This is a genomic window from Citrobacter sp. wls706, from assembly GCF_005281305.1.
Classification (GTDB): Bacteria; Pseudomonadota; Gammaproteobacteria; order Enterobacterales; family Enterobacteriaceae; genus Citrobacter; species Citrobacter werkmanii.
In genome coordinates, this window is record NZ_SZXG01000032.1 from 316,173 (window position 1) to 331,989 (window position 15,817).

The 15,817-nt window shown below is 52.7% G+C and carries 14 protein-coding genes; 9 read left to right on the top strand and 5 right to left on the bottom strand.

The features are described 5' to 3' along the window. Positions 1-486: 486 nt before the first annotated feature. The 4 genes from mutH (at position 487) to FDW92_RS14770 (ending at position 3,482) form a co-directional block, all read left to right on the top strand. Positions 487-1,182 carry a DNA mismatch repair endonuclease MutH gene (gene mutH, locus FDW92_RS14755; protein ID WP_042310787.1) on the top strand — a complete coding sequence of 232 codons (696 nt, stop codon included), beginning with the start codon at positions 487-489 and terminating at the stop codon, positions 1,180-1,182. Positions 1,183-1,257: 75 nt separating this feature from the next. After that, positions 1,258-1,971, top strand: coding sequence for a TerC family protein (locus FDW92_RS14760; RefSeq protein WP_038633330.1), 714 nt, complete (start codon positions 1,258-1,260; stop codon positions 1,969-1,971). A 145-nt stretch (positions 1,972-2,116) separates the two neighbouring features. Then, entirely contained in the window at positions 2,117-2,335 is a 219-nt protein-coding gene (gene ygdR, locus FDW92_RS14765) for a lipoprotein YgdR (protein ID WP_038633333.1), read from the top strand. A 106-nt stretch (positions 2,336-2,441) separates the two neighbouring features. Beyond that, positions 2,442-3,482, top strand: coding sequence for an NADP(H)-dependent aldo-keto reductase (locus tag FDW92_RS14770; protein ID WP_042310789.1), 1,041 nt, complete (start codon positions 2,442-2,444; stop codon positions 3,480-3,482). An 84-nt stretch (positions 3,483-3,566) separates the two neighbouring features. Here the strand turns inward: FDW92_RS14770 and lplT are convergent, their stop codons facing one another. Then, positions 3,567-4,760 carry a lysophospholipid transporter LplT gene (lplT, locus tag FDW92_RS14775; protein ID WP_038633338.1) on the bottom strand — a complete coding sequence of 398 codons (1,194 nt, stop codon included), beginning with the start codon at positions 4,758-4,760 and terminating at the stop codon, positions 3,567-3,569. Then, positions 4,753-6,912, bottom strand: a complete 2,160-nt coding sequence (aas, locus tag FDW92_RS14780) for a bifunctional acyl-ACP--phospholipid O-acyltransferase/long-chain-fatty-acid--ACP ligase (protein WP_042310791.1) — start codon at positions 6,910-6,912, stop codon at positions 4,753-4,755. The genes lplT and aas overlap by 8 nt, the downstream gene beginning before the upstream one ends. 597 nt (positions 6,913-7,509) lie before the next feature. On the opposite strand from aas, the gene galR reads away from it, so the two are divergent. Both galR and FDW92_RS14795 read left to right on the top strand, forming a co-directional pair. Beyond that, on the top strand, positions 7,510-8,538 hold the full coding sequence (galR, locus tag FDW92_RS14790; protein WP_042310793.1) for an HTH-type transcriptional regulator GalR: 1,029 nt from the start codon (positions 7,510-7,512) through the stop codon (positions 8,536-8,538). 13 nt (positions 8,539-8,551) lie between these two features. Further along, the gene (locus FDW92_RS14795; RefSeq protein ID WP_042310796.1) at positions 8,552-9,562 is read left to right on the top strand and encodes a LacI family DNA-binding transcriptional regulator; all 1,011 of its coding nucleotides are present in this window, start codon (positions 8,552-8,554) and stop codon (positions 9,560-9,562) included. A gap of 44 nt (positions 9,563-9,606) precedes the next feature. Here FDW92_RS14795 and lysA read toward each other — a convergent pair whose 3' ends face one another. Further along, the gene (gene lysA / locus FDW92_RS14800; RefSeq protein WP_042310798.1) at positions 9,607-10,863 is read right to left on the bottom strand and encodes a diaminopimelate decarboxylase; all 1,257 of its coding nucleotides are present in this window, start codon (positions 10,861-10,863) and stop codon (positions 9,607-9,609) included. Positions 10,864-10,981: 118 nt separating this feature from the next. Here lysA and FDW92_RS14805 point away from each other — a divergent pair, with 118 nt between their 5' ends. Further along, positions 10,982-11,917, top strand: coding sequence for a LysR family transcriptional regulator (locus tag FDW92_RS14805; protein WP_042311160.1), 936 nt, complete (start codon positions 10,982-10,984; stop codon positions 11,915-11,917). Here the strand turns inward: FDW92_RS14805 and FDW92_RS14810 are convergent. Beyond that, on the bottom strand, positions 11,889-12,596 hold the full coding sequence (locus tag FDW92_RS14810; protein WP_042310799.1) for an aspartate/glutamate racemase: 708 nt from the start codon (positions 12,594-12,596) through the stop codon (positions 11,889-11,891). The two genes, FDW92_RS14805 and FDW92_RS14810, sit on opposite strands and share 29 nt — an antisense overlap. A gap of 141 nt (positions 12,597-12,737) precedes the next feature. Between FDW92_RS14810 and FDW92_RS14815 the strand changes: the two genes are divergently transcribed. Both FDW92_RS14815 and FDW92_RS14820 read left to right on the top strand, forming a co-directional pair. Beyond that, complete coding sequence (locus FDW92_RS14815; RefSeq protein ID WP_042310801.1) at positions 12,738-13,064, top strand: cupin domain-containing protein; 327 nt, start codon at positions 12,738-12,740, stop codon at positions 13,062-13,064. A 196-nt stretch (positions 13,065-13,260) separates the two neighbouring features. After that, the gene (locus tag FDW92_RS14820) at positions 13,261-14,148 is read left to right on the top strand and encodes an Rpn family recombination-promoting nuclease/putative transposase (protein ID WP_042310803.1); all 888 of its coding nucleotides are present in this window, start codon (positions 13,261-13,263) and stop codon (positions 14,146-14,148) included. A gap of 55 nt (positions 14,149-14,203) precedes the next feature. Here FDW92_RS14820 and araE read toward each other — a convergent pair whose 3' ends face one another. Beyond that, positions 14,204-15,622: an arabinose-proton symporter AraE gene (araE, locus tag FDW92_RS14825; RefSeq protein WP_042310805.1), complete on the bottom strand. Its 1,419-nt coding sequence runs from the start codon at positions 15,620-15,622 to the stop codon at positions 14,204-14,206. Positions 15,623-15,817 lie beyond the last annotated feature (195 nt).

A 15,817-nucleotide genomic window follows, 5' to 3' on the forward strand; every position in this document is an offset into this window, starting at 1 on the left:
ATTACTATGGGAAAACCCAGAACAGTCCGAATAAGACATTCGTCACATATAAAAAATAGTCTTCTTTATTCATTAAGTTAAAAACGATCTCCACCAACGGACACACATAAATGTGATGTGTATCACGCGCACGATCTTCAGGCTGATGAAAGATCGACCAGCGTTGGTTTTATCCACAGATTATGCCAATAAGTTAGGCACAATTTGTGTAAAAATTCGATTTTCGTCGCACGTCAAGGCTGTAAATTGAAACAGTAGTGGGGGTTTTTCACAGTTATCCCATCTTTCTGTGGATAACATGGTGTAAGATCCTGTTCATTGTCAGTGACCAGAATTGGAAAACCTACATTGCTGTTGCGCAACAACGCGCGCGCGAATATAAAAACCAATATAAATCAAATAATTGAATAAAGCATGTGGAAAAAGATAAACTCTGTCCACACGGTATAAAATCATTGCTCATTTTTTCACCTAAGGGTTAACCCGATGCCAGAACTCCATCCGTTACTTTCTCCGCCTGATTCTGAAGTCCAATTGCTGACCCAGGCGCGGCAGCTTGCGGGCTACTCGTTGGGAGAATTGGCGACCATGGCGGGACTCGTCACACCCAAGGATCTCAAACGTGATAAAGGCTGGATTGGCGTCCTGCTGGAGATTTGGCTGGGCGCCAGCGCAGGCAGCAAGCCGGAGCAGGATTTTGCGGCGCTGGGCGTAGAGCTGAAAACGATCCCTGTGGATAGTCTTGGCAGACCGCTGGAAACCACCTTCGTGTGCGTGGCGCCGTTAACTGGCAATACTGGCGTCACCTGGGAAACCAGCCATGTGCGGCACAAACTTAAACGCGTACTGTGGATCCCGGTAGAGGGTGAACGCAGCATTCCACTGGCTGAACGTCGCGTCGGCTCGCCCTTGCTCTGGAGCCCGAACGACGAAGAAGAGCAGCAATTACGGCTGGACTGGGAAGAACTAATGGACATGATTGTACTAGGCCACGTCGAACGCATCACCGCTCGCCATGGGGAAGTGTTACAGCTGCGTCCCAAAGCCGCCAATGCCCGGGCGCTGACCGAAGCGATTGGCGCCAATGGCGAACCCATCCTGACCCTGCCACGCGGATTTTATCTGAAAAAGAACTTCACGCGCGCATTGCTTGAGCGGCATTTCTTATTCCAGCCGCAATAGGCACTGCCCGGCCTTTCACCCGCCGCGTTACGGGCCTATAATTACCGCTTCTTTTTTTTGGCAGGACTTTGCTCGATGTTATTTGCATGGATAACCGATCCTAACGCCTGGCTTGCGCTCGGTACGCTGACGCTGCTGGAGATCGTTCTTGGGATCGACAATATTATTTTCCTCTCTCTGGTTGTAGCCAAACTTCCGACAGCGCAACGCAATCATGCCCGACGTATTGGGCTGGCGGCAGCAATGATTATGCGTCTGGCGCTGCTGGCCTCTATCGCCTGGGTCACGCGACTGACAAACCCGTTGTTCGAGGTGTTTGGCGAGGCGATATCCGCGCGTGATCTGATCCTTCTGCTCGGCGGGTTGTTCCTGATCTGGAAAGCCAGCAAAGAGATCCACGAATCCATTGAAGGTGAGGAAGAGGGACTGAAAACCCGCGTCTCTTCGTTCCTGGGCGCGATTGTGCAGATCATGTTGTTAGACATTATCTTCAGTCTGGATTCCGTGATTACAGCGGTAGGCTTGTCTGACCATCTGTTTATCATGATGGCGGCGGTGGTGATTGCCGTAGGCGTGATGATGTTTGCTGCTCGCCCAATTGGTGAGTTTGTCGATCGTCACCCTTCAGTGAAAATGCTGGCGCTCTCTTTCCTGATTCTGGTCGGTTTTACGCTGATTCTGGAAAGTTTCGACGTCCACGTTCCGAAAGGATACATCTATTTCGCCATGTTCTTCTCTATCGCGGTAGAGACTCTGAATCTGTGGCGCAATAAAAAAAATCCGCTCTGATGAAATCTGTCGCTCCCCGCAAGGGGAGCGAATACCGCGCCGTACCTACCTCTTCTCACAGTTTAAGATTTTACTGCTTTCGTCATGCATAACTTCGCGTTATTACTAAACTATTGTCAGACGCAGGCCATGTGAGGATAAGCAGATGAAAAAATGGGCAGTTTTAATTTCCGCCGTAGGACTGGCTTTTGTAGTTTCTGGGTGCAGCAGCGATTATGTAATGGCGACAAAAGATGGTCGAATGATCCTGACCGACGGAAAACCAGAAATTGATGACGATACCGGTCTGGTGAGCTACCACGATCAGCAAGGCAACGCGATGCAGATCAACCGCGACGATGTATCTCAAATCATTGAACGCTGATGGTTGAGGTCAGCAGCGCGCTGGCCTTAACAATTTTACTTCCCTTTTTCTCTTCCCTCAGCCATTTTTATAATCCTTATGTCGTGATTATAAAAAGGAAACGGCTATGCAATATCACCGTATACCCCACAGCTCGCTGGAAGTCAGTACACTGGGGCTGGGCACAATGACGTTTGGTGAACAAAACAGCGAAGCCGACGCCCATGCACAGCTCGATTATGCCGTGGCACAAGGCATAAATTTGATCGACGTTGCCGAGATGTATCCGGTACCGCCGCGTCCTGAAACCCAGGGGCTCACCGAAACTTACGTGGGCAACTGGCTAGCCAAACACGGTAGCCGCGAAAAGCTAATCGTGGCGTCGAAGGTCAGTGGGCCATCACGTAACAACGACAGCGGCATTCGACCGAATCAGGCGCTGGACCGTAAAAATATCCGTGAAGCGCTGCACGACAGCCTGAAAAGACTGCAAACCGATTACCTGGATCTGTATCAGGTTCACTGGCCGCAGCGCCCCACCAATTGCTTTGGTAAGTTAGGCTACAGCTGGACGGACTCCGCGCCGGTCGTCTCCCTGCTGGACACGCTGGACGCGCTGGCTGAGTTTCAGCGCGCGGGGAAAATTCGCTACATCGGCGTTTCCAATGAAACCGCGTTTGGCGTGATGCGTTATCTGCATCTGGCGGACAAACACGATCTGCCGCGCATCGCCACTATCCAGAATCCCTACAGCCTGCTGAACCGTAGCTATGAGGTTGGACTGGCAGAAGTCAGCCAGTACGAAGGGGTTGAGCTACTGGCCTATTCTTGCCTGGGCTTCGGTACGCTCACCGGTAAGTATCTGAACGGCGCGAAGCCTGCCGGCGCACGTAATACGTTGTTTAGCCGTTTCACGCGCTACAGCGGTGAGCAAACGCAAAAGGCCGTTGCAGCCTATGTGGATATCGCGAAACGCCATAATCTGGATCCTGCGCAAATGGCGCTGGCATTCGTGCGTCGTCAGCCGTTTGTCGCCAGCACCCTGCTGGGAGCAACGACGATGGAGCAGTTAAAAACCAACGTTGAAAGCCTGCATCTGGAGTTGAGCGAAGAGGTTCTGGCCGAGATTGAAGCGGTGCATCAGGTGTATACCTATCCTGCACCATAGCGGTTAGTGCCTGATGGCGCTACGCTTATCAGGCCTACAGAAAGCATTCCCTGTAGGCCGGATAAGGCAACTACACGTCACAGACTAATGGCGGCGCTGCCAAATCCATAGCGCCGCAATCGCCAGCGCAAACAGCGCGCCAAATCCAATACCAATCGCTACCGCCGGGATCCCTACCAGCACTGCCAGCGAGTAAATACCCAGCATCAGCAGCATCGCGCTGTTTTCACCCAGGTTTTGCACCGCAATCGCATTACCCGCACCGACGCTTTTCTTGCCCCGCTCCTGTAACAACGCATTCAGCGGCACCACAAAGAACCCGCCTGACACGCCGATAAGCATTAACAACGCGTAAGCCGGAAGCAGCGCATGTTGCAGCGAGAAGATCAGCACCACGACGCCAATCAGGATCCCCGCTGGCATACAGCGCGACACGGTTTCCAGTGTCACCAGCTTCGCCGCCGCACCCGCGCCGACCACAATCCCGATTGCCACCATGGCATTCAGGTAAGTAGGTGTAGCGTTATCAGTGATGCCCAGCGCCACCGGCACCCACAGCACCAACAGAAAACGCAGTGTGACGCCAGCGCCCCAAAAGAGGCTGGTTCCCACCAATGAGAAACGCGTTTCACCGTTACGCCACAGCGAAGTGGCCGCACAGAAAAAACTGCGGGTCATTTTCCCCAAATGCCAGGACTGGCCAGGGCGAGCCGCGGCCAGCTTAGGGATAAACAGGTTAGCCACCACGGCGCCCGCATAGGCCAGCGCACAGGCAGAAAGCGCAGCAATCACGTGCCAGTCGGCCAGCACGCCGCCTGCCACAGAACCGAGCAAAATCGCGGCAATGGTGGAGGCTTCCATCAGGCCGTTAGCTTTCACCAGTTTGTCGCCAGTGGTCAGTTCACCGAGAATGCCATACTTGGCTGGTGAATACGCCGCCGCGCCGATCCCCACCAGCGTATAGCCGAGAAATGGATTCACGCCGAAACAAATACTCGCCGCGCCCAGCAGCTTCATGCCATTAGCGAACATCATCACCCGGCCTTTGGCAAAGCTGTCTGCCACCTGCCCGACAAAGGGCGCAAACAGGATGTAAGCGCCCACAAACACCATTTGCAGGATCGGCTGACTCCAGTCCGGATAAAATTGTTCCTTAAGCAAAGCCAGCGTGGCGAACAGTAAGGCGTTATCGCCAAACGCCGACAGGAACTGCGCGGCGATAACGGACATCATCCCTTTGGACCAGATAGAAGTGTTAGTGTGCACTGACTCACTCATGTTGTTTTTCCGGCTCATCGACCCAGCTTTTCAGCGTAACAAAATCCGGCTTACCGCTGCCGAGTAGTGGGAGTTGTTTCAGATGGCGAATATCACGCGGCACGGCAAGTTCAGGCACGCCGTGCGTTCGCGCATACTGCTGCAGTTTTTCGCGCGTCAGTTCACTGTCGGTGGTGAACAGCACCAGCGCCTCGCCTTTGCTGGCATCGCTTTTGATCGCCGTGGCGTGCATTTTGTCTGCAGATACCGCCAGCGCCAGTTGCTCAACCATTTCCAGCGAGACCATCTCTCCGGCAATTTTAGCAAAACGCTTGGCGCGTCCCTGGATCTGCACAAAGCCGTTTTCATCAAAACGCACGATGTCTCCGGTGTCATACCAGCCGTGCTCAATCTCACCCTGTGCATTTTCTGCCGTCGGCACTTCCAGCACGCCGGGTTTTTCGACGCGCAAATAGCCGCTCATAATATTAGGGCCCTTCAGCTGTAAACGCCCTCCGTCCTCAATGCCAGGAACAGCTAACAGTCGGGCATCCATACCGGGTAAGATGCGCCCTACCGTTCCTGATTTCGCAGCCATCGGTACGTTGATCGACACCACCGGCGCACATTCCGTCACGCCATAGCCTTCAAGGACGCGCAGACCAAATTTCTCCTGCCACAGCTGTTTTGTGGTGTCTTGCAGTTTTTCCGCTCCCGCCACCACATAGCGCAGACGGTGAAAATCATAGGGATGCGCGAAACGAGCATAGTTGCCAAGGAACGTTGACGTACCAAACAGTACGGTGCAGTTCCGGTCGTAGACCAGTTCCGGCACAATGCGGTAATGCAGCGGGCTGGGATAAAGAAACACTTCTGCGCCGGTCAGCAGCGGCGTGAATAATCCCACCGTCAGACCAAAGGAGTGGAATAGCGGCAACGCAGACATAAAGCGGTCGTCGGCGGTGAAATCAGCGATGGTTTTAATCTGCTCGACGTTCGCCAGAATGCTCTTGTGGCTGTGTACCACACCTTTAGGATGACCTTCCGAGCCAGAGGTAAAGAGGATCACCGCAGCCTCTTCCGGCTGCTGTTTCACCTGCGCCAGATGCGGCGCCAGCAGATGCGAGAAAATCCACAGCTTATCGCTAAACGTCACATCGGCTTTCAGATCTTCCAGGTAAACCCAGCGCACCTGGGTGAGCTGTTCCGGTAAATGCCAAAGTTTGCCTTTATCGAGAAACTGTCGGGAAGTGAAGATAGTTTTGACTTCTGAAGCAGTAATGGCGCTGGTTAGCCCTTTTACACCTGCTGTATAGTTCATCATCGCCGGAATACGTCGACGCGCAATAGCGCCAAAAATGACCGCCGCGCTGATCCCCGCGTTTGGCAGCATCAGGCCAATTTTTTCACCCTCGGCGGTATATTTTTCCAGGATACGGGCCACAAACAGCGTCTTAGTCAGCAGTTTACGGTAGCTGTCCGGCGTAAAGTTAACATCTTCAATGCAGTTTTTGCCTGCGCCAAAGCGATATTTCGCCGCCAGCAGAGATTCGTAAAGTGTTTCACGCGGACGTACCGCCATGCGCGCTTCCATCATAATTTGATGCAGCATTTCACCCGCGATTTTGCGGCGATCGCGGGCACGCGGCGCTTCCGGCATCGGCATGTGGGTCGGCGGCAGGATGTGCAAGCGTATACGCGGGAAGAATCGCTGTTTAACCAGACCTTTCAGGCGACTAAAGCGTGACAACTCCGCGCCTTCGATGCGCACAGGAACCACCGTGGCCCCTGACTTTGCCGCGACAAACCCGGCGCCGTCATAGATTTTCATCAATGAACCGGTGGTCGAAATACGCCCTTCCGGGAAAATAACCACCGGACGCCCCTTCTCGACCAGGCGAACCAGATGTTTAATCGACATCGGTTTGGTCGGGTCTAACGGCACGAAATCAATCAGCGGAGTCAGCCAGCGCATGTACCATTGCTGACTAATAGAGGTGTAAACAGCAAAAACGGGGCGGATCGGTAAAAAAAGCGCCAGCAGGATGCCGTCGATAAATGAGACATGGTTGGGAGTAATTAGAACGCGTTCTCCCTGTAGCGCGCTGATATCGCCCGTGACGCGAACGCGGAAAAGCACGCGAAACAGATTACGAAAAAAGCCAAATAGCATCTCAACTCCCTGTGCCATTAATTACATAAACATTAATGTTGGGAGAGTATACGAGTTGGAGAGTGGGCGCGACAGGTAACTGGTGAATACAATCCGAAAAAAAACCTGCGCATCCGCGCAGGTCGGTGCAAGAGACAGGTACGAAGTGCGTACCGAATAATCTCACCAATCAATACCTCTGGGATCTTGATTGTGGTCGTCAGCAGCCAGATACGCCAGTGCGAAAACGCAAAGGAATGAACCCAAATGCAACGAGTTGTGTAAATTATCGGTTACTGTTACAGATAGGCCGAAGACAAAAAAAAACCTGCGCATCTGCGCAGGCTGGTGTAATTCTAGTGATCAACCCGAAAGTTGATTTCACCTATCAATACCTCTGGGATCCCAACTCTAGCAATCTGCTCAGTGCCCTCACCAGCGAACAATCGCAACAGCACATCGCAAAGTGTAAGTAAAAATTAGCGTTTTCTATTTTTTGTCTTACTTCGCTCGTGCGCGCTCACATTTGCGACGTCCTGACAGGCAATCTGCTTGAACAGCCAGCCATTTTCCGTAACACTGACATAATGTAAGCGTTTACCCACAACAGGTACTATCATGGCGACCATAAAGGATGTAGCCCGACTAGCTGGTGTATCAGTCGCCACCGTTTCTCGAGTGATTAATGACTCCCCCAAAGCCAGCGAAGCATCGCGTCTGGCCGTAACGAGTGCAATGGAATCACTCAGCTACCACCCCAACGCCAACGCGCGTGCGCTGGCGCAACAATCTACCGAAACCATCGGACTGGTGGTTGGTGATGTGTCAGATCCATTTTTTGGGGCAATGGTTAAAGCTGTCGAGCAGGTGGCCTATAACACCGGTAATTTTTTACTGATCGGCAACGGCTACCATAATGAACAGAAGGAACGTCAGGCGATTGAACAGCTCATTCGCCACCGCTGCGCTGCGCTTGTTGTCCACGCCAAAATCATCCCGGATGCAGACCTCGCTTCATTAATGAAGCAAATCCCCGGCATGGTATTGATCAACCGAATTCTGCCGGGATTCGAACAACGCTGTGTTGCCCTCGATGACCGCTTCGGCGCGTGGTTGGCTACCCGACACCTTATTCAGCAGGGCCATACGCGTATCGGTTATCTGTGTTCCAATCACACCATTTCAGATGCGGAGGATCGCCTGCAAGGCTATTACGATGCGCTGACGGAGAGCAATATACCGATTAACGATCGGCTGGTGACCTTTGGCGAGCCGGATGAGAGCGGCGGTGAGCAGGCCATGACCGAGTTGCTTGGCCGTGGCAAAAACTTCACGGCAGTAGCCTGCTATAACGACTCCATGGCGGCTGGCGCGATGGGCGTGTTAAATGATAACGGCATTGATGTACCAGGCGAAATTTCCCTGATCGGCTTCGATGATGTGCTGGTTTCCCGCTATGTGCGTCCACGTCTGACCACGGTACGCTATCCGATAGTGACGATGGCAACCCAGGCCGCTGAACTGGCGCTGGCGCTGGCGGAAAAGCGACCCACGCCTGAAATCACCCACGTATTTAACCCAACTCTGGTGCGCCGCCATTCCGTTTCGACGCTGACAGAGCCGGGCAATTCTTCGTCAAACGATTAACCAGGATAGCGTCATGACCACGATGTTGGACGTTTCACGACACGCTGGCGTCTCAAAAGCGACCGTTTCGCGCGTGCTGAATGGTACGGGTCAGGTAAAAGAGAGTACGCGCCAGAAAGTGTTTAAGGCCATGCAGGCACTTGATTATCGACCCAATTTTTTAGCGCGCTCTTTGGCGAACCGTACCAGCAACAGCATTGGCCTGGTGGTTTCCACGTTTGATGGATTCTACTTTGGACGCCTGCTGCAACAGGCTTCGCGCCAGACGGAATCTCACGGTAAGCAGTTGATCGTCACCGACGGCCACGACACGCCGGAGCGTGAACAGGAAGCCGTGCAAATGCTGGCCGACAGGCAGTGTGATGCCATTATTCTCTATACCCGTTATATGAGTGAACAGGCGATTATGTCGCTAATGAACAGCATTGCTATGCCGTTGCTGGTCATTAACCGTGATGTCAGTCAGGCCCGCGATCGCGCGATTTTCTTTGAACAGGAAGAAGCCGCGTTCCAGGCGGTCAATTATCTGATCTCCCAGGGGCATAACGATATTGCCTGCATCACCGTGCCGGGCCATACCCCTACCGGTAAATCACGTTTGATGGGATATCGTAAGGCGCTGGAAAAAAACGGTATTCCCTGGGATCCCGACAAGGTCAAATACGGCGACTCCACAATGACGCGAGGCTATGAAGCCTGCCGTGAACTGTTGGAGGAAGGGGTGACATTCAGCGCCCTGTTCGCCTGTAACGATGACATGGCATTAGGTGCATCAAAAGCGTTGCATCAGGCTGGCCTGAAGATCCCAACGGACGTCTCGCTGTTTGGTTTTGATGATGCGCCCAGCGCCAAATGGCTGGAACCGGGGCTTTCTACCGTTTATCTGCCGATTGACGCCATGATAACAACGGCAATTGACCAGGCTATCCGTCTGGCCAACGGTGAGAGCGTAGAGCCGATCCCACCGTTTACCGGCAAACTGGTGTTGCGGGAATCGGTGACAACGGGGCCGTATTACGAATAGTGCCGGATGGCGCAAGCGCCATCCGGCGTTTCACAACGCTATATTCAGATTAACTCCAGCGCCAGTAGCTCATCAATCGTCTGGCGACGACGGATCAGTCGCGCCACGCCGTTATCAAACAACACCTCCGGCAGCAGCGGACGGCTATTGTAATTTGACGACATTGACGCGCCGTACGCCCCGGTATCGTGCAGCACCAGATAATCCCCCGGCACTACCGCTGGCAACAGACGGGTTTCCACATTTCCGCCTTCCTGCTGGGTAAAGACGTCGCCGGACTCACACAGCGGCCCGGCTACTACGGTTTCTATTTGCGCGGCTTGCTCCAGAGAACGGCCATCTCCCGCCAGTGCAGAGATATGGTGATAGCTACCGTACATCGCCGGGCGCATCAAATCGTTGAAGCCTGCGTCAATCAGCACAAAGTGACGGCTGCCCATCGCTTTTACGCTGCGCACCTGCGCCACCAGCACGCCAGCTTCCGCGACCAGAAAACGGCCCGGTTCGATCTCCAGTTTGACAGCGTGACCCAGATGACGCGCAATTTGATCGCGCGCGGCGTTCCATAACCCAAAGTAATGATCGGTATCGATCGCCTCTTCGCCCTCACGATACGGGATCGACAGCCCGCCGCCCGCGGAGATAGCCTCCAGATCCTGACCAAACTCGACAACCTGACGCACCATCGCGCCGCATACCTGTTCCAGATGGCCGTAGTCCACGCCGGATCCAATATGCATATGAATACCCACCAACTTCAACTGATAGCGCTGGATCACTTCCAGCGCCGCCGGTAGATCGCTGTACCAGATACCGTGCTTGCTGTTCTCGCCGCCGGTGTTGGTTTTTTGACTGTGTCCATGACCAAAACCAGGATTCACGCGCAGCCACACGCGATGGCCCGGCGAAAGCTGACCCAGTTGTTCCAGCATATCCACCGATCCAGCATTTACCGGAATGCTCAATTCATGCACCCGGGCGAGCGTCGCTTCATCGATCATATCGGCGGTAAAGACTATCTCATCTTTTCCCGGCTCAAAGCCCGCCGCCAGCGCACGTTCAATTTCGCCCAGCGAGACGGAATCGACCTTCACGCCCTGCTCGCGCATCAGGCGCAGAATATGAATATTTGAGCATGCCTTCTGGGCAAAACGCACCACGTCAAACTGGCTCAGTTTGGCAATCTGCGCGCGGATAATCTGTGCATCATACACCCACACCGGGCAGCCAAATTCAGCGGGCAGGCGTAGCAGGTTGGCGGCGGTGAGATCGGTATCAGTGCTGTTGAGTGGGCGTGGCATGATGTGCTCCGGTATTGGCTTTTTTATGATTACGCCACAGGCCAGAAAGAATAAAAAATATCGTTTTATCGTGAGTCTATGCAAAAATGATATGGCTTACATCATTCGAGGATTACTCATGCCCGCCGTTAACCTGCGCCATATTGAAATTTTTCATGCCATCATGACCGCAGGTAATCTGACGGAAGCCGCGCGGATGCTACATACCTCGCAGCCGACCGTCAGTCGGGAACTGGCCCGATTCGAGAAAGTGCTGGGATTAACGCTGTTCGAACGTTCGCGTGGCAGATTGCATCCGACCGTGCAAGGGTTACGTCTGTTTGAAGAGGTACAACGTTCCTGGTATGGTCTGGACAGGATTGTGAGCGCCGCCGAAAGTCTGCGCGAATTTCGTCAGGGCGAATTATCGATTGTCTGCCTGCCGGTATTCTCACAATCTTTTTTACCGCCGCTGCTGCAGCCATTCCTCACACGCTACCCGCAGGTCAATATTCAGATAGTGCCGCAGGAGTCACCATTGCTGGAAGAGTGGCTGTCGGCGCAACGCCACGATCTGGGGATCACAGAAACCCTGCATACCCCAGCAGGAACTAAACGTACAGAATTGCTGGCGCTGGATGAAGTATGCGTGCTGCCACAAGGACATCCGCTGGCCGAAAAATCCGTGCTCACCCCCCAGGATTTTCAGGGCGAAAACTACATCAGCCTGTCGCGGACCGACAGTTACCGTCAGCTTCTGGATACCCTGTTTAATGAGCATCAGGTGAAACGTCGCATGGTAATAGAAACCCATAGCGCCGCTTCAATTTGTGCAATGGTACGGGCGGGCGTAGGGATCTCGGTGGTCAATCCCTTAACGGCGCTGGATTACGCCAGTAGCGGGATCGTTATCCGCCGCTTCAGTATTTCGGTACCGTTTACGGTCAGCCTGATTCACCCGCTTCATCGCCCCGCCTCGGCGTTGGTCGATGCTTTTAGTGCGCATCTGCAAACCCATCTCCCGAGGCTTATCGATCCGCTGAACGCTATTTTGCATCCACAGACGAAAGCATAAACTCCACCGCATCTTGCGCATGGATAGCCGCAGTGTCGAAAACCGGTAGTGGGCTTAGCTCGGCTGGCACCAACAGACCAATCTCGGTACAGCCAAAAATTACCCCTTGCGCGCCCTGCTTAGCCAGTTGAGCAATCACACTGAGATAATAATCGCGGGACGTTTCATTGAATTCGCCGAGGCACAGCTCATCGAAAATAATCTGGTTTATTTTTTGCCGGTCGTTAACGTCAGGAATAAGTGTACTAATGCCAAATTCAGCCTGTAAGCGCCCACGGTAAAAATCCTGCTCCATGGTGTAGCGCGTACCCAGCAGCGCCACGTTGCTCATCTGCTGCTTTTGTATGGCGCGGCCAGTGGCATCAGCAATATGCAGGAACGGTACATCACAGGCGGTTGCAATCGCCTCAGCAACCTTGTGCATCGTGTTGGTACACAACACGATTCCCTCAGCACCCGCCTCCTGTAGCCCTCTGGCGGCCTGCGCGAGGATCTGCCCGGCCCGCAGCCAGTCGCCGCTGGACTGACAGGCTTCAATCTCATGAAAATCTACGCTGTGCAACAGAATCTGTGCTGAATGCAGGCCACCCAGACGCTGTTTTACCCCTTCATTAATGAGTCGATAATAAGGAATGGTGGATTCCCAGCTCATACCGCCTAACAGACCGATCGTCTTCATCGCTTCCCCTCATTCGTTGTTATCTCTCCAGTGAACCAAAGATGTGATCAACTTTCCACATTTGTTGGTGTGCATTTCTTTTTATACTTTGCTGGTATAAATTTAATGAAACAGTGTTTCATTAACTTACAGGAATGCCGGATGTTTATTTTTCATAAAGAGACCACGCTTGAAGATCTGGGCAATGGCGTTACCCGTCGCATTCTGGCTCACGACGGTAAAATGATGGCGGTTGAGGTGAACTTCGAGCAGGGAGCGATTGGTCCGCTGCACAACCATCCGCATGAACAGCTGACTTACGTTTTATCCGGTGAGTTTGAATTTACGATTGGGGAAGAAAAGCATGTCGTGTCCGCAGGTGACACCCTGTATAAACAGCCCAACATTATGCATGGCTGCGTCTGCTTAAAACCGGGAACATTACTCGATACGTTCACCCCGGTGCGCGAAGATTTTCTGCACGGGTAATTTCGCTGTTTTCAAGCCGTGCTACTGAACGGTTTGAGGACACGCTAAAATGCGTACTCAGTTCCCTAAAAATGAATACGTTACAAGGTGGGGTATTTTCCTTCGATACCAGCTCGCATAAGCATTAATCACCCGATGCGCCTCGCCATGTGGGCGATTACTGTCACGTTAACTTAATTAACGGTGACGGATCGCCATGACAAAAATGACAACGGCCACTCCACATGACGCAGTCTTCAAACAGTTCTTGTACCATCCCGATACTGCAAGAGATGTTCTGGATATCTATCTTCCATCAACCTTGCGGGAGCTATGTGATCTGCAAACATTAAAACTGGAATCAGGCAGTTTTATTGAGGATAGCCTGCGAGCCAGCTACTCCGACGTGCTGTGGTCATTAAAAACAAACGAAGGCGATGGGTATATCTATGTCGTTATCGAGCATCAGAGTTCACCCGACGCTCACATGGCATTTCGGCTAATGCGCTACGCCATGGCTGCAATGCAACGCCATCTGGATGCTGGCCATAAAACATTACCTTTGGTGATACCGATGCTGTTTTATCATGGCGCTCTCAGCCCCTACCCCTTTTCACTCTGCTGGCTGGATGAGTTTGACGATCCCGCATTGGCACGACAGCTGTACTCAGCAACATTTCCGCTGGTAGATATCACCGTAATACCCGATGACGAAATTATGCAACATCGCCGTATAGCACTGCTGGAATTGATGCAAAAACATATCCGCAAGCGTGATTTAATGGGATTAGTGGAACAACTGGTCTCGTTGCTGGCTACGGGATACGCTAATGACAGCCAGCTCAAAACGCTATTTAATTACATGATGCAGTTTGGAAATACGCCTCACGTTGATAAATTTATCCGTGAGGTTGCCTATCGGGTACCACAGCAAAAGGAACGTCTGATGACTATTGCGGAAGTGTTGCGACAAGAAGCTAAACAACAAGAGGCGTTACGCATTGCCCAGATGATGTTAGCGAATGGTATTAGTCATGAAATTATACTAAAGATAACCGGTCTGTCTGCTAAGGACCTCCTCGCCAGGCAGGCGTCTCCGCATTGAAACAGGTAGCAATGGGAGCCCGATAATGAGTTGATCTATCGGGCTCCCTGCTCACTTACACCCCAATATTTCTTAGCTTCTCACCCGACATCAGCTTGCGCTCGATGTGTTCCAGCGTGACGTTTTTGGTTTCTGGGATAAGCCAGAATGTAATACCGATAAAAGCGACGTTCAACGCGGTATACAGCCAGAACGTACCCGCCGCGCCAATGCTGTCGAGCAGCGTCAGGAACGTGGCGCCAATGATCATGTTCGACACCCAGTTGGTGGTGGTCGAGCAGGTAATACCAAAATCACGGCATTTCAGCGGCTGAATTTCCGAACACAGGATCCACACCACCGGCGCGGCGCTCATCGCGTAACCTGCAATGCACATCATGGTCATACCGACTGACAGCCAGGAAAGGCCACTGGAAGCCGTGCCGTTATCAAACTGCATCAGGCAATAGCCGAGTACCAGCGTCCCAATGGCCATCACGCTGAAACCAATTTTAAGCGCCGGTTTACGCCCCGCTTTGTCGACCGTGAAAACGGCAATAAAGGTGGCGAACATGAACGTTAAGCCAACCACCAGCGTGGCAATCATCTGCTGTTCGGTGGTGGTAAAGCCCGCCATTTTAAAAATGCGCGGCGCGTAGTACATGATGATATTCATCCCGGTGAACTGCTGCATCGCCTGCAACAACATTCCGAGGAAAACCGCGCGGCGCACGTTACGGTTAATTTTAAATAGCGCCCAGCCGCCCTGCTTCAGCTTCAGGCTTTCACGGATTTCGTTCAGCTCATCGCGGGCTTTTTCTGACGTATCGCGCAGCATACGCAATACTTCTTCAGCTTCGATATGGCGACCTTTTTCCGCCAGCCAGCGCGGACTGTTCGGCAGGAAAACCACCAGGATAATCAGTAACACCGCCGGGAGCGCCAGCACCCCCAGCATCGCGCGCCAGTTACCGCTGTAGCTGAATGCCGTATCGGATAAGAAGGCCAGCACAATGCCCAGCGTAACCATCAGCTGGTACATACTGATCATCTTACCGCGCACATTCTCACTGGCCATTTCTGAGAGATACAGCGGCGCGGTGTAAGACGCGATACCCACCGCAACGCCCAGCACCACGCGGGCAAAAATGAGCATTTCAACGCTGGATGCCAACGCCGATCCCAGAGAACCGACGACAAAAAGGATCGCGCCCGCCATCAGACTGTATTTACGTCCCAGGCGGAATGACAGCCAACCATTAAACAGTGCGCCAATTGCCGCACCCAGCATCATGCTGCTCACCACCCACTCCTGCAGGCGGCTGGTCAGGACAAAGTGATCGGTAATGAAAGGCAACGCGCCCGCTATCACGCCAATATCCAGGCCGAATAACAATCCTGCGACAGCCGCAGAGATAGAGACAAACATATTCATACGTCGCGTATCGCGCACAGGGCGCGGCGCTAAAGCAGCATCATTATTTATTGAGACCATTTTTTCCTGCCAGATACAGAGTAAACCATGTCCCTGAAAGTAAGGGATCCCTTACATGAAGCGTCAGGCGGGAAACGGCAAAAACATGGATTAAATAGCTACACCACCTCGTTATGTGATGGATATTCCAATTTTAAAATTTATCAGCAACCACTCAATTAAATTTAATTTATTGATATTAAAGAGGATTAAACA

What these genes read in the sequence shown, in the direction of transcription:
- mutH (WP_042310787.1), top strand. Translation starts at nt 487, where the DNA reads ATGCCAGAACTCCATCCGTTACTTTCTCCGCCTGATTCTGAAGTCCAA.
- FDW92_RS14760 (WP_038633330.1), top strand. Translation starts at nt 1,258, where the DNA reads ATGTTATTTGCATGGATAACCGATCCTAACGCCTGGCTTGCGCTCGGT.
- ygdR (WP_038633333.1), top strand. Translation starts at nt 2,117, where the DNA reads ATGAAAAAATGGGCAGTTTTAATTTCCGCCGTAGGACTGGCTTTTGTA.
- FDW92_RS14770 (WP_042310789.1), top strand. Translation starts at nt 2,442, where the DNA reads ATGCAATATCACCGTATACCCCACAGCTCGCTGGAAGTCAGTACACTG.
- lplT (WP_038633338.1), bottom strand. Translation starts at nt 4,760, where the DNA reads ATGAGTGAGTCAGTGCACACTAACACTTCTATCTGGTCCAAAGGGATG.
- aas (WP_042310791.1), bottom strand. Translation starts at nt 6,912, where the DNA reads ATGCTATTTGGCTTTTTTCGTAATCTGTTTCGCGTGCTTTTCCGCGTT.
- galR (WP_042310793.1), top strand. Translation starts at nt 7,510, where the DNA reads ATGGCGACCATAAAGGATGTAGCCCGACTAGCTGGTGTATCAGTCGCC.
- FDW92_RS14795 (WP_042310796.1), top strand. Translation starts at nt 8,552, where the DNA reads ATGACCACGATGTTGGACGTTTCACGACACGCTGGCGTCTCAAAAGCG.
- lysA (WP_042310798.1), bottom strand. Translation starts at nt 10,863, where the DNA reads ATGCCACGCCCACTCAACAGCACTGATACCGATCTCACCGCCGCCAAC.
- FDW92_RS14805 (WP_042311160.1), top strand. Translation starts at nt 10,982, where the DNA reads ATGCCCGCCGTTAACCTGCGCCATATTGAAATTTTTCATGCCATCATG.
- FDW92_RS14810 (WP_042310799.1), bottom strand. Translation starts at nt 12,596, where the DNA reads ATGAAGACGATCGGTCTGTTAGGCGGTATGAGCTGGGAATCCACCATT.
- FDW92_RS14815 (WP_042310801.1), top strand. Translation starts at nt 12,738, where the DNA reads ATGTTTATTTTTCATAAAGAGACCACGCTTGAAGATCTGGGCAATGGC.
- FDW92_RS14820 (WP_042310803.1), top strand. Translation starts at nt 13,261, where the DNA reads ATGACAAAAATGACAACGGCCACTCCACATGACGCAGTCTTCAAACAG.
- araE (WP_042310805.1), bottom strand. Translation starts at nt 15,622, where the DNA reads ATGGTCTCAATAAATAATGATGCTGCTTTAGCGCCGCGCCCTGTGCGC.